This is a genomic window from Eudoraea chungangensis, from assembly GCF_029360665.1.
Lineage (GTDB): Bacteria > Bacteroidota > Bacteroidia > Flavobacteriales > Flavobacteriaceae > Eudoraea > Eudoraea chungangensis.
Genome location: NZ_JARDUB010000001.1, coordinates 646,176 through 671,780 on the forward strand (window position 1 = coordinate 646,176; position 25,605 = coordinate 671,780).

21 protein-coding genes are annotated in these 25,605 nt (G+C 39.1%); 14 read left to right on the forward strand and 7 right to left on the reverse strand.

Going from position 1 to position 25,605, the window contains the following annotated elements; translation table 11 throughout:
• Positions 1-44 precede the first annotated feature (44 nt).
• From PXG98_RS02915 to PXG98_RS02925, 3 genes are read right to left on the reverse strand one after another with little or no spacing between them, the layout of a single operon-like run.
• Positions 45-1,031, reverse strand: a complete 987-nt coding sequence (locus tag PXG98_RS02915; protein ID WP_276388905.1) for a sugar phosphate isomerase/epimerase family protein — start codon at positions 1,029-1,031, stop codon at positions 45-47.
• A 34-nt stretch (positions 1,032-1,065) separates the two neighbouring features.
• Complete coding sequence (locus tag PXG98_RS02920) at positions 1,066-1,926, reverse strand: ThuA domain-containing protein (RefSeq protein ID WP_276388906.1); 861 nt, start codon at positions 1,924-1,926, stop codon at positions 1,066-1,068.
• A gap of 39 nt (positions 1,927-1,965) precedes the next feature.
• The gene (locus tag PXG98_RS02925; protein WP_276388907.1) at positions 1,966-5,397 is read right to left on the reverse strand and encodes a ThuA domain-containing protein; all 3,432 of its coding nucleotides are present in this window, start codon (positions 5,395-5,397) and stop codon (positions 1,966-1,968) included.
• 110 nt (positions 5,398-5,507) lie between these two features.
• On the opposite strand from PXG98_RS02925, the gene PXG98_RS02930 reads away from it, so the two are divergent.
• The 13 genes from PXG98_RS02930 to PXG98_RS02990 all read left to right on the forward strand — a co-directional run bounded on the left by PXG98_RS02930 (position 5,508) and on the right by PXG98_RS02990 (position 18,487).
• Positions 5,508-6,281, forward strand: a complete 774-nt coding sequence (locus tag PXG98_RS02930; protein WP_276388908.1) for an NUDIX hydrolase — start codon at positions 5,508-5,510, stop codon at positions 6,279-6,281.
• Positions 6,282-6,439: 158 nt separating this feature from the next.
• Positions 6,440-8,251: an acyl-CoA dehydrogenase family protein gene (locus PXG98_RS02935; protein ID WP_276388909.1), complete on the forward strand. Its 1,812-nt coding sequence runs from the start codon at positions 6,440-6,442 to the stop codon at positions 8,249-8,251.
• Positions 8,252-8,286: 35 nt separating this feature from the next.
• A complete protein-coding gene (locus PXG98_RS02940) occupies positions 8,287-9,060 on the forward strand; it encodes an SDR family NAD(P)-dependent oxidoreductase (protein WP_276388910.1) in 774 nt (257 codons plus the stop codon).
• 27 nt (positions 9,061-9,087) lie between these two features.
• Positions 9,088-10,305, forward strand: a complete 1,218-nt coding sequence (locus PXG98_RS02945) for an acyl-CoA dehydrogenase family protein (protein ID WP_276388911.1) — start codon at positions 9,088-9,090, stop codon at positions 10,303-10,305.
• Positions 10,306-11,388 carry a phosphotransferase family protein gene (locus tag PXG98_RS02950; RefSeq protein WP_276388912.1) on the forward strand — a complete coding sequence of 361 codons (1,083 nt, stop codon included), beginning with the start codon at positions 10,306-10,308 and terminating at the stop codon, positions 11,386-11,388.
• Between the two features lie 23 nt (positions 11,389-11,411).
• Complete coding sequence (locus PXG98_RS02955; protein ID WP_276388913.1) at positions 11,412-11,813, forward strand: hypothetical protein; 402 nt, start codon at positions 11,412-11,414, stop codon at positions 11,811-11,813.
• Between the two features lie 26 nt (positions 11,814-11,839).
• Positions 11,840-12,598, forward strand: coding sequence for an SDR family NAD(P)-dependent oxidoreductase (locus PXG98_RS02960; protein ID WP_276388914.1), 759 nt, complete (start codon positions 11,840-11,842; stop codon positions 12,596-12,598).
• Positions 12,599-12,614: 16 nt separating this feature from the next.
• A complete protein-coding gene (locus PXG98_RS02965) occupies positions 12,615-13,379 on the forward strand; it encodes an enoyl-CoA hydratase/isomerase family protein (protein WP_276388915.1) in 765 nt (254 codons plus the stop codon).
• A gap of 18 nt (positions 13,380-13,397) precedes the next feature.
• Positions 13,398-14,402: an NADP-dependent oxidoreductase gene (locus PXG98_RS02970; RefSeq protein ID WP_276388916.1), complete on the forward strand. Its 1,005-nt coding sequence runs from the start codon at positions 13,398-13,400 to the stop codon at positions 14,400-14,402.
• A 5-nt stretch (positions 14,403-14,407) separates the two neighbouring features.
• Entirely contained in the window at positions 14,408-15,385 is a 978-nt protein-coding gene (locus PXG98_RS02975) for an NADPH:quinone oxidoreductase family protein (RefSeq protein ID WP_276388917.1), read from the forward strand.
• A gap of 11 nt (positions 15,386-15,396) precedes the next feature.
• On the forward strand, positions 15,397-16,134 hold the full coding sequence (locus PXG98_RS02980) for an SDR family NAD(P)-dependent oxidoreductase (protein WP_276388918.1): 738 nt from the start codon (positions 15,397-15,399) through the stop codon (positions 16,132-16,134).
• Between the two features lie 7 nt (positions 16,135-16,141).
• A complete protein-coding gene (locus PXG98_RS02985; protein WP_276388919.1) occupies positions 16,142-16,606 on the forward strand; it encodes a MaoC family dehydratase in 465 nt (154 codons plus the stop codon).
• A gap of 69 nt (positions 16,607-16,675) precedes the next feature.
• The gene (locus PXG98_RS02990; RefSeq protein ID WP_276388920.1) at positions 16,676-18,487 is read left to right on the forward strand and encodes an AMP-dependent synthetase/ligase; all 1,812 of its coding nucleotides are present in this window, start codon (positions 16,676-16,678) and stop codon (positions 18,485-18,487) included.
• Positions 18,488-18,606: 119 nt separating this feature from the next.
• Here PXG98_RS02990 and PXG98_RS02995 read toward each other — a convergent pair whose 3' ends face one another.
• From PXG98_RS02995 to PXG98_RS03005, 3 genes are all read right to left on the reverse strand, one after another.
• Positions 18,607-19,758: a PQQ-dependent sugar dehydrogenase gene (locus PXG98_RS02995; RefSeq protein ID WP_276388921.1), complete on the reverse strand. Its 1,152-nt coding sequence runs from the start codon at positions 19,756-19,758 to the stop codon at positions 18,607-18,609.
• A gap of 1 nt (position 19,759) precedes the next feature.
• The gene (locus PXG98_RS03000; RefSeq protein WP_276388922.1) at positions 19,760-20,695 is read right to left on the reverse strand and encodes an aldo/keto reductase; all 936 of its coding nucleotides are present in this window, start codon (positions 20,693-20,695) and stop codon (positions 19,760-19,762) included.
• Between the two features lie 196 nt (positions 20,696-20,891).
• Positions 20,892-21,941, reverse strand: coding sequence for a helix-turn-helix transcriptional regulator (locus PXG98_RS03005; RefSeq protein ID WP_276388923.1), 1,050 nt, complete (start codon positions 21,939-21,941; stop codon positions 20,892-20,894).
• 237 nt (positions 21,942-22,178) lie between these two features.
• On the opposite strand from PXG98_RS03005, the gene PXG98_RS03010 reads away from it, so the two are divergent.
• Entirely contained in the window at positions 22,179-22,976 is a 798-nt protein-coding gene (locus tag PXG98_RS03010) for a transporter substrate-binding domain-containing protein (protein ID WP_276388924.1), read from the forward strand.
• Positions 22,977-23,103: 127 nt separating this feature from the next.
• On the opposite strand, the gene PXG98_RS03015 is transcribed toward PXG98_RS03010, so the two are convergent.
• On the reverse strand, positions 23,104-25,461 hold the full coding sequence (locus PXG98_RS03015; RefSeq protein WP_276388925.1) for an ABC transporter permease: 2,358 nt from the start codon (positions 25,459-25,461) through the stop codon (positions 23,104-23,106).
• Between the last annotated feature and the right edge of the window lie 144 nt (positions 25,462-25,605).

The following is a 25,605-nucleotide window of genomic DNA, read 5'->3' on the forward strand; positions in this document are numbered from 1 at the left end:
GATAGAGAAATCTTATTCAAAGAAGTGGTATAATCAAAAGACGTTTACAAATATTTTTCAATAAGTTGCTTTGTAGCAACTATTCCATCGGAATTACTCAGGTAACCTTCTTTACCTTGCATCTGGTAAATGCCACCTTCGTATTCAACACCGATATACCCGCTAAAATTAGCGTTTTTAATAATCTCAAACATCTTAGAAAAATCAATTTCGGTTTCCTTGCCTTCAGAGTCGAATTTGTGGGTCTTCGCGCTAACTCCTTTTGCATAAGGCATTAATTCTTGTACCCCTAAATACATATCATAAGTCTCTAAACATTTGGTATTCATATAACCTGCCAGGTCCATGGTCTCTGGTTTTGTACGTTTTAAGCAAAAATTACCAAAGTCGGGTAACACCCCAGCTCTTTTGTGATTTACTTCTTTCATAATACCCGCCAGCCACTTACCATTACAAGAATGTCCCACGTGGTTTTCTACAATTATATTCATATTGTTTTGCTCTCCAAAGTCTAGCAAACTACTATAACCTTCCAGAGCTGCAGCAGCAACTTCTTCTGCAGTCCCTTCTTGTTGTAAACTTCCAAGATTTACTCTAATTGAACTGCATCCTAAAATGTTTGCCGCATCAACCCACTTATAATGACTTTCAACTGCATGTTTACGCTTTTCTTTATCCAAATTCGCAATATTTTCATCATCAACCATTATCAGATGATTTGCGACCCCGAGATCTTCGGTACGCATTTTTAACTCTTTAAAAAAAGAAGCATCTTTAGCCTTATCTGCAAAAAACATAGAAACATATTCTACAGCGTTTATACCAAATTGCTCTTTTGCCCTTGCCGGAAACTCTAGCGTATTATGCTTGCCAGTAAAAAACTCAGAAGCAAAGGAAAATTGAGCTAAAGAAATTTCAATATCCAAGTCCTTAGAATATTCCGTAAACATGGAATACGGCATGCCACTTAACAATCCTGTTGATAGACCTCCCAGGCCCAATTGTTTTAAAAATGTTCTCCTCTTTCCCATATTCCAACTTTTTTTGAATGATTTACTATTTGGTTTAATTTTCAAATTTCCCAACCCATCGAATGGCGTTTTCTAGTATTTTTAAGTGTGTATTATCTTCAAAACTGACCGCAGAGTGTCCTAGCGAAGAATAAACAATTCTTGCATCCCCAAGTTGATGGTACCAAACCACGGGATGGTCTTCTCCCATACCCCAATCCTTATCCGATACCAATAGTGGCACGTTTCCATTTGGATCAATGTTGGTTTCGTCTAGGGTATACAATACTTTAAAACCATTTTTTCGAGGACTGTCGTAAAACATATACCATTCTTCTCTTAATTGCCAGCTCTCAGGCAAGTTCGTACTCAATGTTCTATTTTCTGCTTCTAAAAGCATTTCTCCTAGTTGGAACTGCTGCTTTATTGGGTGATGTGAAAACTGTGCCCCTAAAATTTCCTTTTCATACCAATCCCATTGATGGGAATTGTCTCCTGAGGCATGTATACCAATAAACCCCCCTCCTTTACCTATAAAATTTTTAAAACTTTCGCGCTGTTCTTCATTTAAAACTTTACCACTACAATTATTCCAAATAACCACATCAAATAAGGCTAATTGTTCATTATTAAATATGGCACCGTTATCTGTAGCATATATTTTCCACCCATTGTCTTGGGCTATTTTTTCATAAGCCGGTACGGATGCCTCAATGGCCTCTCCATGTCTAAATCCATTTGTTTTCGAAAATACTAAAACTGTTTTCCCAGAAATATCACTCGAAACCACTGGTGGGTTGCTGTCATAAAAATTAATTCCATAACGTGCCTTATAGATAAAAACGCCAAGAGAAAGAAAAACCAAAATCCCTAACCCAAAGAGACTCCAGAGAACTAGTTTTATTTTTTTCCACATAATACTATCCTTGTTTCTTTACTTCAAAAATCCATTTAACTAATGGTTGTTTAAGAATTCCAGCCAATCCATTATCGCCACAAGAGAGCCATCCTCTTCGTCAGATGACTTGAAAACCACATACAAATCTTGCATTCCTTCCAAAGGCTTGCTGAAATTTAAGGACAACTCTCTTAGACCAAATTCTGTTATTCCAACTTCTATTGGAATTATCCCTAGGAGTTCTCCATCCATAGCACCCAACCGAAATTCTACCTCTCCTCCTGCCACAAAGCCTGAAGCCATAGCGAAGGCACAGTTTACCCCGGTTACCCCGGTCATATCCAAAGTCTTAAATGCTAAATAACTGTCTTTCGGACCAATGGCAATGGAGAGATCCTCGTCTACACCTGGTGCAGTTCCTGCAGGCACATTCATTCTTGTTGATGTGCCTTCGTCAAAACTTTCAGCTTCTAACCTCGGAAAACGAAGTAAAATTGTTTCCTGTGCATTTAAGCCTTCTATTTCTCCCCCTCCCTTATCCGTGTAGCTAGCAGTTAATACATAAGTGCCTTTTGTCTGAGTTCTCAGATGCTCGTCGCTTCTAAAAACACCCCTAACCGGATATTTAGATTTTGGCGAGTTTGCGGTTGAAGAAAGGCTTAAAATATACTCCGCCATTTGTTTTGCCTCTGCCCGACTTAAGTCTGGATGTGCGGCCATGGTAATTTCTCCCCAATTTCCGCTGCCGCCATTAATGATTTTGTTTGCCAGCTCATTTGGAGCTTTGGTATCTGAGACATATCGCTCTGCGATATCTGTATAAGAAGGTCCAATAGATTTTTCATTAACCTTATGACAGGCAACACAATCGGATGAATTCACCAAACTCTCCCCAATAGTCGCGTATGCAGCATCGGCCATTTCGGAATGTTCTTTTGCGGCAATTACTTTATCAGCTCCTTGTTGTAAATAGTCAAATGTAACAACAACCTGAGAGGCGTCTAATGTATTATCGGACAACTTTCCATCTTCTGCATCGCTCACATCTACTTTATATTCTAATTCAACTGGTGTAGAAGGCCAATAAAAACTACTATTCCCTTTTAGAATTTTCCAGGATAGTTGTGGTAATTCATTCCCAACTAAAATTTCTGTTTCGGAACTTCCAATTTTACCCTCCTTGTCTGTTACTTCCAATCTTACCTTATACTTTCCAGATTCTTCAAACGTATAGGAAGTATTACTATCATAGGATTCTACATCCTTATCTCCAAAGGTCCATTTATAGGTTAGTTGGTCTCCATCATAGTCTATAGAATTCCTGGCAGAGAATTGCACTTCTAAAGGATCAGCTCCTATTGTTTTATCTGCTGTAATTACGGCTTTAGGAGAACGATTCCCTTTAATAAAATCTATACGTGACAGGGTAGCATTGGTATTATGAGAAAACCAACCCGTTCCATATTCTAAAAAGTACAATGCTCCATCCGGTCCAAATGCCATATCAATAATGTTATTAAACTTAATGTTTGGAACAATACGTGTCATTTTATCAAAAGAACCATCTTCCTTCATACTTACAGCAAATATCCAACCACGCATCCAATCATAGGCCAGGAGTTTTCCATCAAAATAATCAGGCCAACTACTTGGGTTTCCAGCATACTTATCACTGTAATAAATTGGACCCGCCATGGCGTTACGAGAACCTGTGCCTAAGGCAGGGAATTTCTCAGAAGTACTGTAAGGATAATATATCATTGCCGGCTGTGATGGGGGTAATTCTTTTAAACCAGTGTTATTTGGGGATTCGTTTATTGGTTTTAAGGTATCATATAGAATTCCCGTAGATTTTTTCACATAATCTCTGGTATTATAGGCTTGATTATCAGCTATTATATATGGCCAACCAAAATTACCAGCTCTTTGGGCCTGGTTAATTTCGTCGTATCCCTTTGGACCCAAACCGATGGAGTCATTGTTGGCATCCGGACCAACTTCTCCCCAATACAAAAATCCTGTTTTAGAATCTACTGATATTCTATAAGGATTTCTATTTCCCATAACATAAATCTCTGGTCTTGTTTTAGGATCATCGTCATTAAAAAGATTGCCCTGAGGAATACTATAGGTGCCGTCTGGCTCTGGTTTAATCCTTAGAATTTTTCCTCTCAAATCATTGGTGTTCGCCGATGACTTCTGTGCGTCCCAAGGATATCTATCTGGTCTATTGTCTAAAGGAGCATAACCATCGGCCCTCGGACTTGTATTATCTCCCGTTGCTATGAAAAGGTTGCCATTTGGCCCAAACTCTATTGAACCTGCAGAATGGCAACACTCTTCCCTTTGGGTTAATACCTGTAGTAGAATTTTTTCAGTCGATAAATCTAGAACATTGTTCTTAAGTTCGAAACGAGATAAGTTTTGTACATCTTTACCTTTATTTTCTGAATAATACATATATATCCAATTGTTTTCTTGGTAATTTGGATCTACTGCCAATCCTAACAAACCGTCTTCAAGGCCAGAGAAAACATCTAGTGTTAGAATAAGGGTGTCCCTTCCTTTAGTTAAATCATATAGATGCACGCCTCCTTTTCTTTCTATGTATAAAATTTTATCCTCCCCAATAAAATCAAGCTCCATTGGTTCATTTAAATTTTGTTTATAGGTAAGTCTATTGAAACGGTTTTCTTCAGGAACCAATTCGGCATAGGCCTTACTGTAATCTACTGGCTGGCCTAAACCAATTGCATATTTAATTCCTCCTAATAAATGGCTCAAAAATTTTGGTTCAGAAAATTGTTCTACGGTGTGGCCCATTCCTGTATAAAAGGCCTTGCCGCCATCGAATTCTTTATACCATGCGATGGGATGGTTTCCACCATTAGTGCCCCCTTGGTACGTAGACTCATCTACGGTTAGCAACACCTTGTTATCTAAGTTCATTGCCTTGTAATTATACCACTCATCAGCAATAGTCCATGAACTTGGCAAAGAATCTGTAGAAAGATGATTTGCTTGGACCACATTAACTTTTCCTTCTTGAACATTGGGATTCATTGGATGACTGTCGAAATAGGCTCCAACCAATTCTCCGTACCATGGCCAGCCGTATTCCGTATCGGTGGCAGAATGTATTCCTACAAATCCCCCTCCCGCCTGAATAAATCGCTCCATCTGACTCTGTGCCACAGGATCGAGGACATTACCTGTAGTGTTTAAAAAGATGATTGTCATAAACTCTTTCAGATAATCTTCATTAAAGTCCTCCGCGTTCTCCGAAGCAACAACAGTAAAATTGTTCTTTCTTCCTAATTCTTCTATAGCTTTAACACCTGCCTTAATAGATTCGTGCCTAAATCCCTCTGTCTTTGAGAATACCAACACCTTCACCTCAGCTGGTTGTAACATAAAATATGCACCAATAACAACCACGGCAATTATACCTGCTAGGGCGACTAAAATCCATTTAAACTTTTTTCTCATCCTTTGGTAAATTTATATTTGAGTGATTTTCACTCAAATATAAAGAATCTCTTTAAATATTTAATTAAGAAGTTTATATTCGTTTAGGAAATGCAAATCAAGTATAAATAATGGCCCAGTTAAATGAAGATGCTTTACGTAAACTTGATAATGACCTTCAAGGCTATATTCCTCAAATATCCATTAATTTAGTTATCTTCCGATTTAATGGGGAAGCCCTTGAGGTTCCCGGCGTATTGGTAGGCGACAAAAACTCATGGACCATCCCAGGCGGTTTTATAGACCAATCCGAAAACTTAGAAGATGCAGCCAGAAGAATATTAAAGGAGCAGATTGGCTCCGAAAAACTTCTATTAAAACAATTTGGATGTTTTGGGAATACCAGTCGTAACTTTGGAGCAGAAATCGAAAATTTTACAAACCACCAGCTTCCTAATTCTATCATAGATTGGTTTTCAAGGCGTTTTATTACCATTGGTTACTACACTGTGGCGCCTCCAGAGTTAAAAATTCTTAATGCAAGCCCTCTTTTCTTCAGTACGAAATGGGTTTGTGTTAAAGACACAAATACCCTAGCCTTAGATCATGCCAATCTAGTTAATGAGGCCTTAAAAATATTACGTTCCGACTTACTCAGCAAACCTTTATTAATAGATTTTCTGCCCGATAGTTTTACCATTCCTGAATTACAAAAACTTTATGAGGCTATTTTAGGGAGAACTGTTGATAGGGGTAACTTTCGACAGCGAATGCTAAAGCAAAATATCTTGACAAAACTAGGAGTCACTAAGAAAAAAACAAGTCGAAGACCTCCCATTCTGTATACTTTAAACAAACAGGAATACTTAAAATCGCTAACTGAAGATATTAAACTAGGTTTTTAGTTAAAAGTAAACTCCTTTCTTCATGATAAGATTCCCGCACCCTATTTCTAAGCCTTGTATTTTGCGTTCCAAAAAGAGCCAATGATAAAAGCTGTATAACTCTTTGAGATAATTTTTAACCGTTATCTTAGTAGAAACTCGAAAAACGGCTAAATCCAATGGGAAATACATATGTTGACCTAAATACCCTAAAGTATTTACTTTATTCTGTTCATGACTTAAATAGTGTACTTAAAAATTCTCGCTTTGCAGACTATGACAACGCTTCTGTAGACCTTTTTATTAATGCTACCAAAGACTTTGCAGACAAGGAGCTATTTCCATTCTTTAAAGAAATGGACGAAAAACCCGCCCATTTCAAAGATGGTAAAATCGTGGTACACCCACAAGTAAGAGAGTACATGAAAAAGGGTGGACAAATGGGTCTTATTTCGGCCCTTTTTGATTATGAAATAGGAGGCTTGCAAATGCCCAGTATGGTGGTTACTGCGGCTGCATATATTCAGGAAACCGCAAATAATCATTTGCCGGGATATATTGGATTAACCCTAGGTGCAGCAGAATTAATTATCCATTTCGGGTCCGAAAATTTAAAGGAGTCCTATGTTCCCAAAATGCTCACCGGAGAATGGGGAGGAACCATGTGCTTAACAGAGCCACAGGCAGGAAGTTCCTTGTCGGACATCGTAACAACTGCCATTCCAGATGGCAACCAATATACTATAAGCGGGCAAAAGATTTTTATTTCCGGCGGAGATTACGAGGGTGCTGAAAACATTGTTCATTTAGTATTGGCTCGTATTAAAGGAGCGCCATTGGGTACTAAAGGAATTTCCCTTTTTGTTGTTCCTAAAAACAGATTAAACAACGAAGGCGGTCTGGTTTCTAACGACGTAAACACCTTGGCAGATTTTGAAAAGATGGGCCAAAAAGGCTATTGCACTACACATCTTTCTTTTGGAGACAAAAAAGATTGCAAAGGATGGTTGGTTGGCGAAGCCAATCAGGGCTTAAAATATATGTTCCTTATGATGAATGGGGCTCGTATAGGTGTTGGTAGAGGGGCTGCCGCCATAACCATGGCCGCTTACCAAACCTCCTTGGCTTATGCCAAAGAAAGGCCACAAGGAAGAGCCCTATCTAGTACAGGAAAAAAAGATGCCTCAGAAAAACAAACGCTTATCATAAATCATCCTGATGTTAAAAGAATGCTGTTGCTACAAAAGGTGGTGGTAGAAGGAGGGCTGAGTCTAATCTTACTCGCGTGTAAATACCAAGATTTATCATTGACCCACCCAGAAGCGTCGGAGCGGACTAAATATATGTATCTTCTGGAAGTACTTACACCAATAGCAAAGACCTATCCTTCTGAAATGGGAGCCATTGCCGTTAGTAATGGTTTGCAAGTCTTGGGTGGCTATGGCTTTTGTACCGATTTTATTCTGCAGCAATACTATCGTGACATTAGAATTTTTTCTATCTATGAAGGGACTACTGGAATTCAGTCATTAGACCTTTTGGGCAGAAAAATTACCATGGATCACGGGAAAGCCCTTGAATTATTGTCTATAGAAATTATGACGAGCATTAAAGCCGCTAAGGAAACTGAAGGACTCTCAGAATATGCAAAAAGTTTAGAAGCAAAACTAGGCCTGGTGAAAAAAGTACTAGCTTTCCTACTTCCCTTTGCCCAACAAGGGGATTATAAGCGTTATCTTTCTGATGCCAGTATTTTTATGGAATTTATGGGGAACATCATTATAGCGTGGTTATGGTTAGATATGGCCAGACAAGCCAAAATGGATCTTCTTTCCAAAGAGATTACTTATAAGGAGGAATTCTATTTATCGAAAATTCACGCCATGAAGTTTTATTATAAATATGAGCTTCCCAAAACAAAATACTTAGCTGACGTGCTAATGAATAAAGAAGTCTTAACAGTAGATATGGAGCCTAGTTTATTTGAATAAAGAGCTTATTTAATCCCTACCTAAAAGATAAAAATATGAATACGATTAAATCTAAATTTAGCCTTGAAGGAAAGGTGGCCATAGTAACTGGATCTAGTAAGGGTATTGGTAAGTCTATTGCACAAGGTCTGGCGGAACATGGAGCTAAGGTTGTAGTTAGTAGCAGGAAACAAGAAGCTGTAGCCTTGGTAGTTGAAGAATTTAAGCAAGAAGGACTAGAGGCAATTGGTATAGCATGCCATATTGCAGATTCCGGACAGCGCGAGAATTTGGTTGCTAAAACACTTGAAAAATTCGGAAGAATAGATGTCCTAGTAAATAACGCTGCAATTAACCCTTTTTATGGCCCATTGGAAGGAGCTGATGATGTTGTTTTTGATAAGATAATGGATGTCAATGTAAAGGCCCCATGGTTGCTTTCTAATTTAGTTTTACCTCATATGAAAAGTACGGGAGGTAGTATTATAAATATTTCCTCGGTAGAAGGACTACGACCAGGTTTTGGTTTAGGCCTTTATAGTGCCACAAAATCGGCCTTAATCATGTTGACGAAAAATCAGGCCAAAGAATGGGGTAGATATGGAATTAGAGCTAATGTGGTTTGTCCGGGTCTAATCAAAACTAAGTTTAGTGAAGGTCTCTGGGCCAATGAAAAATTGGTAGAACAATACACCAAAACTATTCCTTTACATCGGATTGCTCATCCAGAAGAAATGGCTGGTTTGGTTATGCTTTTGGCATCTGATGCTGCTTCTTACATGACCGGCGGCGTTTATGCCGCAGATGGAGGTTATATGATTTCCGGATAACTATTTGTAAGACTAATAAACGATAATATGAATTTTGAACATAGTGATAAGTCCTTGGAGTTTCAGAATAAACTGAAAAATTTTATTTCGCTACATTTAGAGCCGGCAGCTCAAGAAAGGGAGGTTTTTCATCAGAATCACCAGAATTTATGGAAAAAATGGCCAGGTTTGGAGGCCCTAAAACAAAAGGCTAAAGATGCTGGTCTATGGAATCTATTTCTACCTGCGGCTTATGGGAACTTAAGTCCGGGTTTAACGAATCTAGAATACGCTCCTTTGGCTGAAATTATGGGTCGCCTGCCATGGGCTTCTGAAGTATTTAATTGCAGTCCTCCGGATACTGGCAACATGGAAGTTTTAGCCAAATATGGTTCTGAACTGCAAAAGGAAAAATGGCTCAAACCACTAATGCGCGGAGAAATAAGATCGGCCTTTTTAATGACCGAGCCAGAAGTGGCTTCTTCAGATGCTACCAATATTGAAACTTCCATTGAAGCAGACGGAGAGAATTATATTATTTCAGGGAGAAAATGGTGGTCTTCTGGTGCTATGGATCCACTGTGTAAAATAGCCATTGTTATGGGGAAAACAGATTTCAATGCTCCCAGGCATTTACAGCAAAGTATGGTTTTAGTGCCTATGGATTCTCCCGGATTAAAGGTTGTTAGGCCCTTATCTGTTTTTGGTTATCTCGATTCTCCAGAAGGACATGCAGAAATTATTCTAGACAAGGTGGAGGTCCCTAAAACCAATCTATTGGTTGGAGAAGGAAAGGGTTTTGAAATTGCCCAGGGGCGTTTGGGTCCAGGAAGAATTCATCATTGTATGCGCCTAATTGGTATGGCGCAGAAATCTTTAGAGTTGATGTGTGAAAGAGCCTCGACTAGAGTTGCATTTGGTAGAGAATTAGCTAAATACAGTAGTATTAGACAAGCTATTGCCCTTTCTGTATGCGAGATAGATCAAGCGAGATTACTTGTATTCGCGGCGGCCGATAAAATGGACAAGTCTGGAAATAAGGAGGCTAAAGATTTAATTGCCATGATAAAAGTTACCGCACCAAAAATGGCTTTAAAAGTAATAGACAGGGCAATACAAATAATGGGCGGTAAAGGTGTAAGCAGCGATACACCCTTGGCACATTTCTTTGCCGCTGCCCGTACCTTAAGATTGGCCGACGGTCCAGACGAGGTTCATATGAGTCAGCTCGGCAAGAATACCATATTAAAATATACGGAAAGCTAAATGTCCAAAAAAGAACTAACAAGCGAAGTACGGAAGGGGGAAGAAATTCCCACAGAACCTCTAAAAGCATTTATGGTCGATGGGGGTTTAATAAAGGATAAAAAATGTTCCTTAAAGATAGATCAATTCTACAATGGATACTCCAATCTTACCTATTTATTAACTGCGGAAGACCAACAGTTTGTCCTTAGAAGACCCCCTTTTTCTGCTCCAAAAAGAGGGCATGACATGGGGAGAGAATTTAAAGTTCTTCAAAGTTTACATCGGGTATTTAACAAAGCACCAAAAGCCTATTTATATTCGGATAATTCAGAAATACTAGGCGTTCCATTTTATATAATGGAGAAAATAGAAGGGATAATCCTAACGGCTAAGGAGGCCAAAGAGCGACTTGTAAAACCTAATGAATTCGCTATTATTGCAGACACCTGGCTCAATTCTTTTGTCGAATTACATCAGGTAGACTATAAGGCCGCAGGCCTAGAAGAACTTGGGAGGCCTAAGGGATATGTAGAAAGACAAGTTATTAACTGGGGTAAACAATATCTGGCTGCCGCAACGGAAGAAGTTGTATCTGCAAAAAGAGTAATGCAATGGATGGAGAGTCATCAGCCCAAAGAGTACTCCTTTAGTTTAATTCATAACGACTATAAATACGACAACCTTGTTTTTACAGATAGTAGCTGGACAAATACTGCGGCAATATTAGACTGGGAAATGTGTACCCTTGGGGACCCTTTGATGGATTTAGGCACCTCTTTAGGTTATTGGACTACTGCAGATGATCCAGAATTTATGCAAAATGGACTGCCATCGCCGACAATTATGAAAGGAAACCCCAGTCGTTCCCAATTGGTAGAGCAGTACGCCCTAAAAAGCGGGAAAAACATAAAACACTTGACATTCTATTTTGCTTATGGCCTCTTTAAAATTGCAGTGATAGCACAGCAAATCTATTATAGATACAAACATGGATATACCAGCGATAAGCGTTTTGCAAGTTTAAATAAGGTTTCAGCCTTATGCTGTGATACGGCCTGGCAAGCTATTCAAACTAACAATATCGACAAACTATTTAGGTAATTTTTTATAATTCATAGCTTATTATGAACCACAAATCATATTTAAAAGGAAACCCAGAAGTGTTTAAAAGTTTAACTAAGCTGGCTACAAAGGAGCCTTTGTTAATGTTAAACTATTTGAAATACAAGGATCATGTGTCAGAAACCGGACTTTCTGGAAAAGTTTCATACCAGTTGTATTTAAAGGCCGCTGCACCGTATATAAAAAATGCAGATGCAGAATTAATCTTTTACGGAAGTCCACAGCTCATGCTTATCGGTCCGGAAGATGAAGCCTTATGGGACGAAATATTAATTGTAAAATATGAAACTCTTCAGGGGTTTCTGGATATGGCATTTAATAAGGATTATCCCTCTGAACTCAGAGAACAAGCACTGGTAGATTCGAGGTTGGTCTATTGTAAGCCTCAAAGTTTGAATCCTTAGAATTCCTGAAGTAAGACTCTTAAACAATGGATTTAAAAAACAAAATAATACTCATCACCGGAGCCGGAAGCGGAATAGGAGCTGCAACAGCGAAGCTATTAAGCTCCTATGGTGCCCAAGTAATCGTTGCCGATATAAATAGAGATAAAGTAGAGGTAGTTGCTACAGAAATAAATGCAAATAACGGTAAAGCCTTGGCAAAAAAACTAGATGTAACCCAGTATGAGGAATTTACCTCTTTAATCGAGTGTATTGTAAATAACTTTGGAGCATTAGACATCTTGGTAAACAATGCCGGGATAGGAGGAGAACATCAGAAAAAGACAGCGGAACACACCATGGAAGATTGGCACAATGTAATAGCTGTAAACCAAACTGGGGTTTTTTACGGGATGAAAGCAGCACTAAATCAAATGAATAAGCAGGGCTATGGAAATATAATTAATGTAGCTTCTCTGGCTGGCTTAAAAGCTTCGGGTTATAACCTATCTTATAGTGCCAGTAAGTTTGCTGTAGTTGGCATGACAAAATCTGCCGCATTAGAATATGCACATAAGAAAATAAGAATAAATGCGGTTTGTCCCGGCTATACCAATTCAGCATTGCTAGACAAGCTACTTTCCTTTAGGCCCGATATGGAAGAAAGACTCAAGAGAGTAATTCCGATGAATAGGTTTGGTGAAGCGGAAGAAATTGCAGAAGCCATTGCCTGGTTATCCTCTAATAATTCAAAATATATAACAGGACAAACCATAACTCTGGATGGAGGAACCTCATTGATTTAAAACAATACAAGAATTTATGAATACACTGGAAATTGAACACAAGGAAAACTATGCTGTAGTAAGCATGAAAAGAGGAAAGGTTAATGCCATTAATCACGAAATGGTTAGCGAGCTAAGTGAAGTATTTGGAGCGATTGAAAATAGCGACTTGCAGGGCGTGATTCTCAGTGGACAACCCCACTTTTTCTCAGCAGGTTTAGACCTTATAGAGTTAATCGCATACAATGAAGGAGAGATACAATCTTTTTTTAGAGATTTTGGGGCTTTGTATCAGCAATTGGTTCGTTTCCCTAAGCCATTTATTTCGGCCATCACAGGACATGCTCCAGCAGGAGGCTGTGTTTTAGCAGTAACAAGTGATAACAGGTTTATGGCCGAAGGAGAAAAATATCGTATTGGTCTCAATGAGGTGGCCGTAAACATTCAAATTTCACAGGGCTTAATCGATGCTTATACTTATTGGATCGGAGAAGGGATGGCCAATCGATATATTTTAGAAGGTAGGCTTCTTACTGCTGAGGAAGCTCAAGTAGTGGGTCTTGTAGACGCTTTGGTTCCTTTAGAAAAAGTGTTGGAATCTGCAGAAAACAAACTAAAATTATATTTAAAAGCTGATCAAGAAATATGGCTTGCAACCAAAAAGAAACTTCGTTCCCAATGGTTAATGAAATTAGAAAGGGAAGGGGAAGATTCCTTGCAAGAGGCGGCAAGGCTCTGGTGGAAGCCAGAAATTAGAACAAAAATGGAAGCCTTTGTAAAGAGTTTCTCTAATAAAAAATAACACTACAAAACAAAAAACATGAACAAACAATTACTCTTTGTAAAAAGACCTGTAGGCCCCGCAGAAGCAGACACTTGGTCTTTAGTAGATACGGAAATTCCAGATTTAAAAGATGGAGAAATTCTAATTAAACAACATTATATCTCCTTAGACCCGGCTATGAGGGGATGGATGAACGATTCTAAATCCTATATAGAACCGATGGCTTTGGGCTCTGTGATGCGAGCCGGTTCGGTGGGTGAAATAGTAAAGGTAAATAATCATCCTAGTTTTAAAATAGGAGACTTTATCTCTGCCTACGGTGGCGTACAAAAATACGCCGTCTCCAATGGACAGGGATGTTATAAGGTAGATCCCAAATTAGCCCCCTTACCAACGTATATCGGTACCTTAGGCATGCCAGGTATGACGGCCTACTTTGGCATTCTTGAGGTAGGAAAAATAAAAGAAGGAGACGTTGTGGTGGTTTCAGGAGCTGCAGGGGCTGTAGGCAGTATTGTTGGCCAGATTGCCAAGTTAAAAGGATGCCATGTAGTGGGAATTGCCGGAGGGCCTGAGAAATGTAAATATATTATAGACGAACTTGGCTTTGATGGAGCCATAGATTATAAAAATGAGGCTGTTAGAGCTAGGCTTAAAGAAGAGTGCCCTAAAGGCTTGGACGTTTATTTCGACAATGTTGGAGGTGAGATTTTGGACATCGCTTTAAGCAGATTAAAAATGAGGGCAAGAATTGTAATCTGTGGAGCCATATCCCAATACAACAATAAAATGGCGATTAAAGGTCCAAGTAACTATCTTTCCCTTTTGGTGAATAGAGCAAGCATGCAGGGCATGGTAGTTTTTGATTGGGCAGATCGCTACGGAGAGGCTGCTAAAGTGATGGGTACCTGGCTCGCAGAAGGAAAACTCAAAAGTAAGGAAGCTGTTTTTGAAGGAATTGAAAACTTTCCCGAAACTTTTAACAGGCTTTTTAGCGGGGAAAAGCTTGGTAAATTAGTTTTAAAAGTAATCGAAGACTAAACCCTATGCTAGCTATTCGATGCAATAAATATGGCCCCCCCTCTTCCTTAGCTATAGAAGAACTTCCAAGTCTGGTCCCGGGACCTAAAGAAGTAGTGGTACAAGTTAAGGCTTGTAGTATTAACTTTCCAGATACACTTATTACACAAGGATTATATCAGATTAAACCGGAACTCCCTTTTACCCCGGGGAGCGATTTTTCTGGTACTATTAAAAAAATAGGCAAGGAGATAACCAATTTTGTTATTGGCGAGGAGGTTTTTGGTTTTGTCCCTTTTGGAGCTTTGGCGGAAGAGGTAATTGTCTCAGTGAGCACCTGTTTTCCCAAACCAAGAAACATGAATTTCCCCATTGCAGCCTCTTTTATGATGGCCTATGGTACCTCATACCATGCCCTAAAGGATAGAGGACAATTAGAAGAGGGACAAACTTTATTGGTGTTGGGTGCTTCCGGGGGCGTAGGTTTGGCCGCTGTTGAGCTGGGAACACTAATGGGGGCCAAAGTTATTGCAGCAGCTTCATCTGACGAAAAATTGGCTCTGTGCAGAAAATATGGAGCACAGCTTACAATCAATTACAAAAAAGAAGATCTTAAAAGTAGGATTAAAGAGCTTACAGAAAATAAAGGAGTAGACCTCATTTATGATCCCGTAGGAGGTGAGTTTTCAGAGGCTGCATTTCGGGGAATTGCATGGAAAGGCAAATACCTGGTAGTAGGTTTTGCAGCCGGAAGCATTCCAAAAATCCCATTAAACCTACCTCTTTTAAAAGGAGCCTCCATAGTTGGTGTTTTTTGGGGAGGTTTTGCCATGAAGAACCCAAAGGAGAATATGAAAAATACCCTTAGCCTAATGCAGTGGTATAATGATGGCAATTTAAAACCTCATATTCATAAGACATACAAACTGGAAGAGACCTCAAAAGCTCTGGAAGAAATGATAGCTCGTAAGGTTAAGGGCAAAGTAATCGTACAAATAAATTAATACGTTTTAAGATGAGATTAAAAGGAAAAATAGCCATTGTAACAGGAGGTGCAGGAGGAATTGGACAAGCAGTTTCTGAACTTTTTGCCCAAGAAGGGGCCACAGTAGTGATCATAGATCTCTTGCCCATAGGGAAGGAAGTGGCTGATAAAATAAATGACACAGGAGGCAAGGCTGTGTATCATTCGCTGTCGGTCACGGACAAAAGTGCCGTGGAAGAACTTTTTAATGAGGTTGCCGAGAGCTATGGAAGAATAGATATACTTATAAATAATGCCGGAATTACAAGAGACAGAACTCTGGAAAAAATGAGTGAAGAGGAATGGAATGCTGTTGTTGAAGTAAACTTAAAAGGTGTTTTTCTATGTACGCAGGCGGCAGTCCCTTATATGAAAGCACAGAAATATGGAAGGATTGTAAGTGCCGCTTCAAATGTTGGATTAAGAGGTAATTTTGGGCAGACAAACTACGCCGCTACTAAGGCAGGTGTAATTGCCATGGCCAAAACCTGGACGGTAGAATTAGGAAAGCACGGGATTACGGCGAACGCTATTGCTCCCGGCTTTACCATGACAGATATGGTGAAAAAAATACCAGAAGAACACTTTGATGCCATAAAGGCCAGCATCCCATTAAGGACCGTAGCAGAACCAATAGATATTGCTTATGGCTATCTTTATTTGGCTTCCGACGAAGCTCGTTTTGTCTCTGGAATCTGTTTAACCATTGATGGAGGTACCTCTAGATAGACACGAAATGGCAAAATTAGAAGTAACAGATTTTACGGAATTTAAAAAACTGCAGGGCGAAAAACTCCCCGCAGGGGATTGGCTTAGAGTTAGCCAGGAAATGATAAACGATTTTGCAAAGGCAACTTTGGATTTTCAATGGATTCATACCGATATTGAAAAAGCAGAAAAATATTCCCCTTTTAAAAAAACTGTGGCCCATGGTTTTATGTCGCTTTCTCTAGTTTCTAAGCTTCTTGGAGACCTAATTCAGGTAAAGTCTGCTATAATGGGTGTGAATTATGGTCTTAACAAAGTTCGCTTTCCCAGCCCCGTTCTGGTAAATAGCCAATTAAGAATTTTAGGGAATATTAGAGATATAGAATCATATGGGGAAAATGGGTTAAAAATTACCTGGAATATTGTGATTGAAAGTGACCTCCAAAAAAAACCAGTTTGTGTTGCAGAATTTATTAGTTTAATGTTTGAATAGCAGTATTACTGCTATTTAGCATAGGAATTATTTTGTATCTTCCTAGAAACTAAACCAATAAACCAACCCATGACCAGACTATTTGACCTCCTTGACTATCAATTAGAAAATGAACCTATCGCGGCGGCAGTAAACAGCCGGAATGCAGATGGAAGTTGGAGAGCGTATAGCTCTCAGGAAGTCGCAGAAACAGCCAATAAGGCTGCCGGAGGTTTATTAGCCCTTGGTTTAGTGCCTGGCGATAAAGTTGCAATTGTAGCTTATAAAAACAGGCCCGAATGGCTTATCATGGATTTTGCAATTCAATTAGCCGGCATGGTTAGTATTCCGTTGTACCCTACAATCAGTATAGGTGAATATGAGTATATCTTAGGCGAAGCCGAAGTGAAAGCGGCCTTTTGTGGAGGTTTAGATTTGTTTGGCAAGCTTTCCAAGACGCAAGATAAGGTACCCAGTTTTAATCAACTTTTCTGTTTTGATAAAACCGAAGGCCAACCCTATTGGGAAAGCATGTTCAATACTTCCAAAACCGAAGAACTAAAACTAATTGGCGAGAAGATAAAAGAAGAAGATCTTGTAACTATTATCTATACCTCTGGTACTACCGGCAATCCGAAAGGCGTAATGTTAACCCACAAAAATATTATGCACGTAGTTGTCTCCACTTCCAATCTAGTAGAATTATATCCCGGGGAAAAAACTCTAAGTTTCCTCCCCATGTGTCATATTTACGAAAGAGCCGTTTCCTTCGTCTATTATTATAAAAGAGTATCTATTTATTTTACGGGTACAGACAACCTAAGTGGACCAAATGGAGATCTTGCCGAAATTAAACCGGTAATGTTTACCACCGTGCCCCGATTACTCGAAAAAGTCTATGAAGCAATTTACAATAAAGGCTTATCCCTGGAAGGTATCAAAAGAAAGCTGTTTTTTTGGGCATTAAGCCTAACGGATGCTTTTGAACTAGACCAAAAACTTTCCACTATGGAAAGGTTTAAATGGAAGCTTGCAGATAAACTTATATTTAGCAAATGGCGAGCTGCTTTGGGAGGTAACATCCGAACCATTGTTACTGGAGCTGCACCCTGCCCACTTAAAATACTACGCGTATTCTGTGCTGCAGGTATTAATATTAAAGAGGCATATGGCCTTACTGAAACCTCGCCTACTCTTACTGGTAATACTCCCGAGGCAACCATGTTAGGTACAGTTGGCTACGCCGTTAAAGGAGTAGAATTATATATTGACACTACCGCAGGAGACTATGGCGAGGGAGAAGGGGAAATCTTAGCTATAGGACCTAATGTAATGCAGGGCTACTACAAAAAGCCAGAACTAAACGCCCAAATTTTTAAAGAAATAGATGGGAGGACATGGTTCTGTACAGGCGACATAGGCAAGCTGATAAAAGGTCCAGGCGGGAAAGAGTTTTTAAAAATAACCGATAGAAAAAAAGAGTTGTTAAAAACTTCGGGTGGAAAATACGTGGCCCCTGCACCCATGGAAAACAAGTTTAAGGAGGACTTTCTAATTGAACAAATGATGGTAATTGGCGACAAACAGAAATTTGTATCCGCCTTGATTATTCCTGCAGAAGGAGCCTTAAAAAGCTGGTGTCTTCATAAAAAAATGGCATGGACCTCTTTGGAGGAAATGATTCAAAAGAAAAAAGTGATTCGCAAATATCAGAAAATAATAGACCGCTACAATCCTGAGTTTAGTCATATTGAACAGGTCAAAGAATTTAGATTGCTCTCTACACCCTGGCTTCCTATCCATGAAGACGAATCTGAGGCAGAACTAACCCCAACTTTAAAACTTAAAAGACGGGTAATACGAAAAAAATTTAGCAAACAAATAGCCGATATTTACGCCTAATAACTTAGGATAAAACCAACAAAACGACTACTTTCTTAGCAATTATGTTATTTTAATATCTCAAATGGTATATTTTTATTAAGTGCATTTTATTAATAATACCACTTAGTACTATTATGTTATTTGTCTGCTACTATCCGTAGTATCTTCCCGCCGTCTGCTGCTATATACAGGTTTCCGTCCGGACCCTGCTTTACATTTCTAATTCGCATTTCAAGATCTTCTAAAAGTCGTTCTTCGCTAACCACTTTACCGTTTTTTATTTCCAGCCGATTCAAATGCCTAAGGGCCAGGGCACCTATAAAAAGACTGCCATTCCATTCTGACATCTCATTTCCCGTATAGAAATCCATTCCGCCCGGAGCTATGGAGGGAGTAAAATGATATAATGGCTGTTCTAGCCCCTCTTGATGGGTAATTCCTATTCCTATTGGTTCTCCATCATAATCTATCCCGTAACAAATTATGGGCCAGCCATAATTTTTTCCCTTTTGCAGAATATTCACCTCATCCCCGCCTTTTGGTCCGTGTTCATTCTCCCATAGTTCTCCTGTTACCGGATGGAACAAAAGCCCGTGAGGATTTCTATGGCCAATAGACCATATCTCAGCTAATGCGCCAGGAACGCCTATAAAAGGATTGTCGGCAGGCACAGTTCCGTCTTCTTTTATACGCATAATTTTCCCTAAATGATTTCCAAGGCTTTGGGCAGAATCAGGAAGGTGGTATCTATCTCCCATACTAAAATATAGATATCCGTCATCCAATGCCATTCGTGTTCCGTAGTGATTGGGTTTATTAAAATAGGGCAGAATAGTGGCAAGTTTATGCACATTAACCACAGAGTCTCCAACTATTTGAAATCTTTTTATGGCCAGCGTACTTTTCGCAGAATCCCCGATGGAATGTGCAAAATAAATCCAGCCATTTTTTTTATAATCGGGATGTGCAAGAATGTCTAAGGCACCTCCATCGCCATTAGCAAAAGAGGAAGGAACTCCTCTAAGGCGCTTCTTAATACCTCTATTCACATCTACCATAAAGACAGCTCCACTGGGGCGATCGGTAACCAGAAGCAAACTGTCTGCTAAAAAAGTCATCCCAAAAGGAACAGGAATCTCATCAACAATAAGTTCAAGTTTCAATGGACCCGCAGAAGAATTACTAATACGAATCTCTGTGCTATCGTCACATCCACCAATGACAACTAGGAGAAAAAGAAAAATAATAACTCTTGCCTTGGTATTTCTACTTGTAGACTTCTGTATCATACTAAATAGAACTTAAGTATTCGCTCATTTTATTTCTCTGCTGAATCGTAGGTAATGGTCCATAACCGGCTTTTACATTATCTACCATATGGTGAGGTTTAGCGGTACCGGGAATTACACAGGTAACGGCCTTATGAGATAAGATAAATTTTAAAAAGTATTGGGCCCAACTTTCAACCCCAATATCCTTAGCCCAGGAAGGTAGGTCTTTACCAGAGGTCTTTCTAAACAATGAACCTCCATTAAAAGGCTGGTTAATAATCACCGCCGTCTGGTTCTCTTGTGCAATATCCAGAAGATACTTTTCTGCATGCCTGGAAGTGATTGAATAATTAAACTGAACAAAATCTGGCCTTTCAGAAACTATAATATCCGAAAGCTGCCTATGAGAAGAATCTACATAATGTGTAATTCCCCAATATCTAATTTTTTCTTTTTCTTTCCATGCCCGCAATGTCTTTATATGGGTTTTCCAATCGGTAAGATTGTGTATCTGCATCAGGTCTAGCTGCTTTCTTTGCATATAGTTAAACGACTGTTGCATTTGTTGTATTCCAGCCTCCTTTCCGGTAGTCCAAACTTTTGTAGCATAGAAAAAGTCGTTCTGAAACTCCAGTCCTTGGGTTAGATCCCCAACCACCTTTTCAGAACTTCCGTACATAGGAGAAGAGTCTATAAGCTCGCCGCCATAGTGGTTTAACACCTGCAAGACTTTCTTTAAATTTTTTCGCTGCTCTACGTCGTTGTGGGCGTCAAAAGTCCGCCAAGTCCCTACTCCAACAATTGGTAAAGCTTCCCCAGTGGCTGGAATTGTTCTTTTAATCATTTTTTCCCTATCAGAAAAAGAGAACAAAGTAGGTAGCACTCCAAGGCCTAGGCCACCCAACAAGCATAATTTCAAGGCTTCTCTCTTGGTATACAACTTGTTTGTGTGCATAATAATAAGGTTTAACAATTCTTATAAATCATCAGAATCTATGCAAACCTTCAAAGGTTTGCCGCTCTAGTTTTAATCTGCTTCATCGTTATTATGAAGCAATTAATACAGGCTTAAAAAAATGCTTCCCTGCAATATCCAAAATGAATTGTTAGCAGAAAAGAATTTTTCCTATTACCTATGATGCATTTATAAATCACTCATTATCTCTGTAAAAAGAAGGGGTAACTCCTGCTACCTTTTTAAATGCCTTATTAAAAGAAGACAAGGAATTAAACCCACAATCATGGGCAATACTGGCGATTTTTAAATGAGTAAATTCCTTCTTCTTAAGTAAACTTTGAGCCTCTTGAATACGGTAGTAGTTTATAAAATCAGGGAAGTTTTTATAAAACTCCTTATTTATAACATGGGAAACTACATAGACAGGCAGTTCCATGTTATCCGCTATCTCACCAATAGAACAGTTATTAGCTAAATACGGCTTCTTCTGAGTCATTAAATTTAGGATTCTTTCTTTGTATTGTTGTACTTCCAAACGGCTCAAATGAATATTGCGATATTTCTTTTTGCCTTTGTCTGAATGGAAAATTTGCGGGTTGTTCCATCCGAAGAAACTTATAAAGTATATAAAAATTCCATAAGCCACAGGGCCCAGAAGATATGGTGTTAATCCTAATATATAATTAGTGAAATACGCTGTTTGAATAACAAAAGCACAGCCAACTAAAAGTAACAGCCACCATCGGTTTTTCTTGTCTGTAAAAGCTGCTGTAAAGCTGTTCTTTCTATTTAAGGCGTATATTAAGAGGCCAATACTTGCCAGTCCATAAGCCAACTGCTGAAATAAGAGCAATGCATAACCCCCAGCATACCAGAAGTTTTGCAAGGTTAGAGAAAACATTCCTGCCAACAAGAGTGCCGACGGAAGAAAATGCCAAACGCTTTTCAAAGAACCCTTGCAATTAGAAATAAAGCTATAGCTATACAGAAACAGCAAAGGGCCAGAAGCAGAATGTGCTATAAACCCCAAATTAATAAGCCAATCCGGGATGGCATCCAAGTAAACCCAAAGGAGCGACTTAAGAATCCGAAGCGTAAGTGTTACAAAGAGAAAACCCAAAAGCACATTCTTATAGTTTTTATGCCTTCTCATAAGCATATACACACTGAGAAATATTCCCTGGGCCGCCCCCACAACACCTAATAACAATTCTACTTCTTTTGAGATTCGGAGTGTTTTCATAAGACAATAAACAAAAGTGTTAAGCGACTAAAAAGGTAGTCAAAGTATTCAAGATATGAAAAATTATAGTTCCTGCAGAGATCTCAAAATCCGTGAAGACTACGCTATATTGTGGAATAACTCATGGTGCTTTCTAATTAAAATTTGAATCCCCTAGGCAAACAATTTCCTCTTTTAAAAATAAGCCCTATCTTAAACCACTTAAGGATTTACTGTACCAAACTAAAAACTAAAAAAATGAAAATTAAATATGCTTTAGTCATTACCCTATTTTTTGTGGCTTTTACCTTGCCTATAAATGCGCAAAAGACCCTTTCAAAAATTATTAAAAACGGAGAGATCCGTGTTGGACTCAGCGGTAATCAACCGCCCTATAGTATGAAGTCCAAAACAGGGGAACTAATGGGTCTTGAAGTAGACCTGGCCAATGCTCTTGCGAGTGGAATGGGGGTAAAGCTAGCAGTGGAAGTTATGCCCTTTTCAGAATTGCTGCCGGCCCTCAAGGCTGGGAAGATAGATGCGGTAATGTCGGGAATGACTGTTACCACGGCACGAAGTGAAGACGTTTTGTTTGCCGGGCCGTATACTGTATCTGGTAAATCTATTCTTGCAAAAACGTCTGTTTTATCCAATATGAAGGGCACAGAACAGGCCAACAACGCCGCATATAAGATAAGCTTCTTAAAAGGATCTACCAGCGAGACTTTTGTAAAGAAATATATGCCCAAAGCACAGGCCATGCCAGTTGAAAATTATGATGAAGCAATTGCTATGGTCTTAAACGATGAGGTGGATGCAATGGTAGCGGATTATTCTATCTGCGTGATTACCATAATGCGTAACCAAGGGAAAGATTTGGTAACCTTAGAAAGTCCCCTGAATATAGAGCCTATTGCCATGGCTCTCCCTGCTGGAGATCTACATTTTCTAAATCTGGTAGAGAACTATCTGAAAGCCTTTGATATGGCTGGAGCTCTAGACTTGCTGGATAAAAAATGGTTGAAAGACGGAAGCTGGTTATTTAATATGGAATAACAAATCCCATTAGCTTTCTTTTAGTTATTTATGCATTCCCTTACGGAACTATTACATTGTACCTTATGATAGATTGCTTCAGTATCGCTTTGGTTAAGCAGAGTTCTAACGCATTCATTGGAAACTTCTACTCGGAGCGTAAGCTTTTTGCAGGGTTTGCTAGTGCTGCTTTAAATGCCTGAAAGCTTACCGTAAGCAAGGCAATACAGATAGCTACAAGACCAGCAAATACAAAAACCCAAAGGTCAATACTAATACGATAAGCAAAGCTTTCAAGCCAATTTTGCATTAACCAATATGCCAAAGGACCAGCTATAAATAGAGCAACCAAAACCAATCGCATAAAATCTTTAGACAACAATTGTACAATACCTACAACCGTGGAACCAAGCACCTTGCGTACTCCAATTTCCTTCTGTCTTTGTTCCGCGGTATAGGCCGCCAGCCCAAATAGGCCCAAACAGGAAATAATAATTGCCAACAATGCAAATAGTTGGGAAAGACTTCCAATAAGCCTCTCACTTTTAAAACGCGCATTAAAGGCGTCGTCCACAAATTCGTATTCGAAAGGAAATGCTGGGTTGTGTTTTTCTAAAACCTTTTCCATTGTAGCAAGTGTGATTGACAAATCTGTCTCTGGCTTCAACCTGGCATATAAATAGCGAGCATCCCCATGATAGTTAAAAAACATAACCGGATCGCTCTCTCCGTACATATCGCCATACAAATAATCCTTCACCACGCCAACCACCGTATAATTCTCATCTCCCCTTCTAACCGTCTTCCCCAAAGGGTTTTCTTTGTCAATTAATTTGGCAAATGCTTCGGTAACCAAAATATTATTCTTGGCATAGTCTATAGCATCCTTAAAACCCCTTCCCTTAACAATTTCCATACCTGCGGTATCAAAAAAACCCGAACTGATATATCTAAAAGATATAAGTACATCCTCTGTGTCTGTGCCTCCCGGCCATTCCAACCCAGATCCATTATTGCCTCCTGCAAGAACCTCAGAATTATTCAATCCTATATGTTCCACTACGCCGGAGGCAATCATGTCTTGCTTAATTGGCTCAAAATTTTTGATTATATCCCCATTGACTGAAATTTTTAGAAGATTCTCTTTAGCAAAACCAAGGTCTCTGCTTTTCACATGTTTTACTTGCTGGTACACAATAATGGTGCTCACAATAAATACTATAGAAACAGTAAACTGGGCTATCACAAGACCTTTTCTTATCCTAGTGGCACTACCCTCTTTAGACCTGATTCCTTTTATTACCTCCACTGGTTTAAATGACGATAAATAAAAAGCGGGATACCATCCGGCCAGAAGACCACAAATTAATGTGATGGCGAGTATTGAAATCAGATGTGCGGATTCTAAGAACCCAAGCTCTAATTGTTTTTCAATAAGAATATTAAACTGTGGCAAAAGAATACTCAATAAGATAATCGTTGCCAGACTTGCCATGATTGCAGTAAGCAATGCTTCAGCAATAAACTGAGAAATCAGTCTTTTTTTACCAGAGCCCAGGACCTTCCGTACACCTACTTCCTTGGCTCTTTTTTCGCTTCTCGCAGTAGACAAGTTCATAAAGTTAATGCAGGCAATCAACAAAATAATAAGGGCGATAAAAGAGAATAAACGTACATAGACTATTTGCCCTCCAACTTTCTTCCCGCCTTCAAAATTAGATCGTAGGCGCCAATCTTTCATAGGATGTAAAAAGGCATAAACATCCTTATTTTCTGTAATTGCAGGAAGCATATTTCTAACCTTGGCATCCACACTTGCAAAATCTGCTTCCGGGGAAAGTTCTACAAAGGTGTCTGAAAAATTATTCCCATATTCTGTCATCCATTCTTTATCTGCCACAAATCTTTCGAAGGGAGCAACCCATTCAAAACCATAGGTCACATTGGTCGGCAAGTCTTCAAAAACCCCAGTGATTATGTAGTTAGTATTATTGTCTACTCTAACCACTTTCCCCAATACCTGGGTATCTTCTCCATAGAGGTGTGTAGCTGTTTCCTTAGAAATAACAATTGCATCGTACTCGGAAAAAGCTGTTTTAGGATCTCCTTCCAAGAAAGTCAGGCTAAACATCTCTATAAAATCCGGATCCACAAACCTGCCATATTTATTTAGCGAATTATCTCCTACTTCAAATAGCAACGCTTCTCCTTTAGTTCTGGCACTTCCCACGATCTCTGGAATTTCTGCTTTTAAAACTTCAGCCAAGGGCCCGGGCGTAGACTGATAAAACGTCCGCCACTCTCCTTCATATTGCTGATTTGTGGGCAGGTAATACACCTGATCTTTTTTAGCAAAGTTTTCATCAAAACTCAGCTCGTCTTCAACCCAAAGTAATATTAGACTGGCACAGGTAATTCCGATGGTTAAGCCAAAAATATTAAGTGCACTGTAGGCCTTGTTTTTGATTAGATTCCTCCAGGCCGATTTTAAATAGTTCTTAAACATGGTTTCTTAGGATTGGTGTTTGGTAGACAAGCAAATCGCAAAGTGCAATTACTGTCCTTCAATGCTTTCAATTGTCTATACCGATATTTATGCCAAAAAGATAACTCCCTTGTTATCAATTATTTAGATCTATTGTGGTTTTTA

What these genes read in the sequence shown, in the direction of transcription:
- PXG98_RS02915 (WP_276388905.1), bottom strand. Translation starts at nt 1,031, where the DNA reads ATGGGAAAGAGGAGAACATTTTTAAAACAATTGGGCCTGGGAGGTCTA.
- PXG98_RS02920 (WP_276388906.1), bottom strand. Translation starts at nt 1,926, where the DNA reads ATGTGGAAAAAAATAAAACTAGTTCTCTGGAGTCTCTTTGGGTTAGGG.
- PXG98_RS02925 (WP_276388907.1), bottom strand. Translation starts at nt 5,397, where the DNA reads ATGAGAAAAAAGTTTAAATGGATTTTAGTCGCCCTAGCAGGTATAATT.
- PXG98_RS02930 (WP_276388908.1), top strand. Translation starts at nt 5,508, where the DNA reads ATGGCCCAGTTAAATGAAGATGCTTTACGTAAACTTGATAATGACCTT.
- PXG98_RS02935 (WP_276388909.1), top strand. Translation starts at nt 6,440, where the DNA reads ATGGGAAATACATATGTTGACCTAAATACCCTAAAGTATTTACTTTAT.
- PXG98_RS02940 (WP_276388910.1), top strand. Translation starts at nt 8,287, where the DNA reads ATGAATACGATTAAATCTAAATTTAGCCTTGAAGGAAAGGTGGCCATA.
- PXG98_RS02945 (WP_276388911.1), top strand. Translation starts at nt 9,088, where the DNA reads ATGAATTTTGAACATAGTGATAAGTCCTTGGAGTTTCAGAATAAACTG.
- PXG98_RS02950 (WP_276388912.1), top strand. Translation starts at nt 10,306, where the DNA reads ATGTCCAAAAAAGAACTAACAAGCGAAGTACGGAAGGGGGAAGAAATT.
- PXG98_RS02955 (WP_276388913.1), top strand. Translation starts at nt 11,412, where the DNA reads ATGAACCACAAATCATATTTAAAAGGAAACCCAGAAGTGTTTAAAAGT.
- PXG98_RS02960 (WP_276388914.1), top strand. Translation starts at nt 11,840, where the DNA reads ATGGATTTAAAAAACAAAATAATACTCATCACCGGAGCCGGAAGCGGA.
- PXG98_RS02965 (WP_276388915.1), top strand. Translation starts at nt 12,615, where the DNA reads ATGAATACACTGGAAATTGAACACAAGGAAAACTATGCTGTAGTAAGC.
- PXG98_RS02970 (WP_276388916.1), top strand. Translation starts at nt 13,398, where the DNA reads ATGAACAAACAATTACTCTTTGTAAAAAGACCTGTAGGCCCCGCAGAA.
- PXG98_RS02975 (WP_276388917.1), top strand. Translation starts at nt 14,408, where the DNA reads ATGCTAGCTATTCGATGCAATAAATATGGCCCCCCCTCTTCCTTAGCT.
- PXG98_RS02980 (WP_276388918.1), top strand. Translation starts at nt 15,397, where the DNA reads ATGAGATTAAAAGGAAAAATAGCCATTGTAACAGGAGGTGCAGGAGGA.
- PXG98_RS02985 (WP_276388919.1), top strand. Translation starts at nt 16,142, where the DNA reads ATGGCAAAATTAGAAGTAACAGATTTTACGGAATTTAAAAAACTGCAG.
- PXG98_RS02990 (WP_276388920.1), top strand. Translation starts at nt 16,676, where the DNA reads ATGACCAGACTATTTGACCTCCTTGACTATCAATTAGAAAATGAACCT.
- PXG98_RS02995 (WP_276388921.1), bottom strand. Translation starts at nt 19,758, where the DNA reads ATGATACAGAAGTCTACAAGTAGAAATACCAAGGCAAGAGTTATTATT.
- PXG98_RS03000 (WP_276388922.1), bottom strand. Translation starts at nt 20,695, where the DNA reads ATGCACACAAACAAGTTGTATACCAAGAGAGAAGCCTTGAAATTATGC.
- PXG98_RS03005 (WP_276388923.1), bottom strand. Translation starts at nt 21,941, where the DNA reads ATGAAAACACTCCGAATCTCAAAAGAAGTAGAATTGTTATTAGGTGTT.
- PXG98_RS03010 (WP_276388924.1), top strand. Translation starts at nt 22,179, where the DNA reads ATGAAAATTAAATATGCTTTAGTCATTACCCTATTTTTTGTGGCTTTT.
- PXG98_RS03015 (WP_276388925.1), bottom strand. Translation starts at nt 25,461, where the DNA reads ATGTTTAAGAACTATTTAAAATCGGCCTGGAGGAATCTAATCAAAAAC.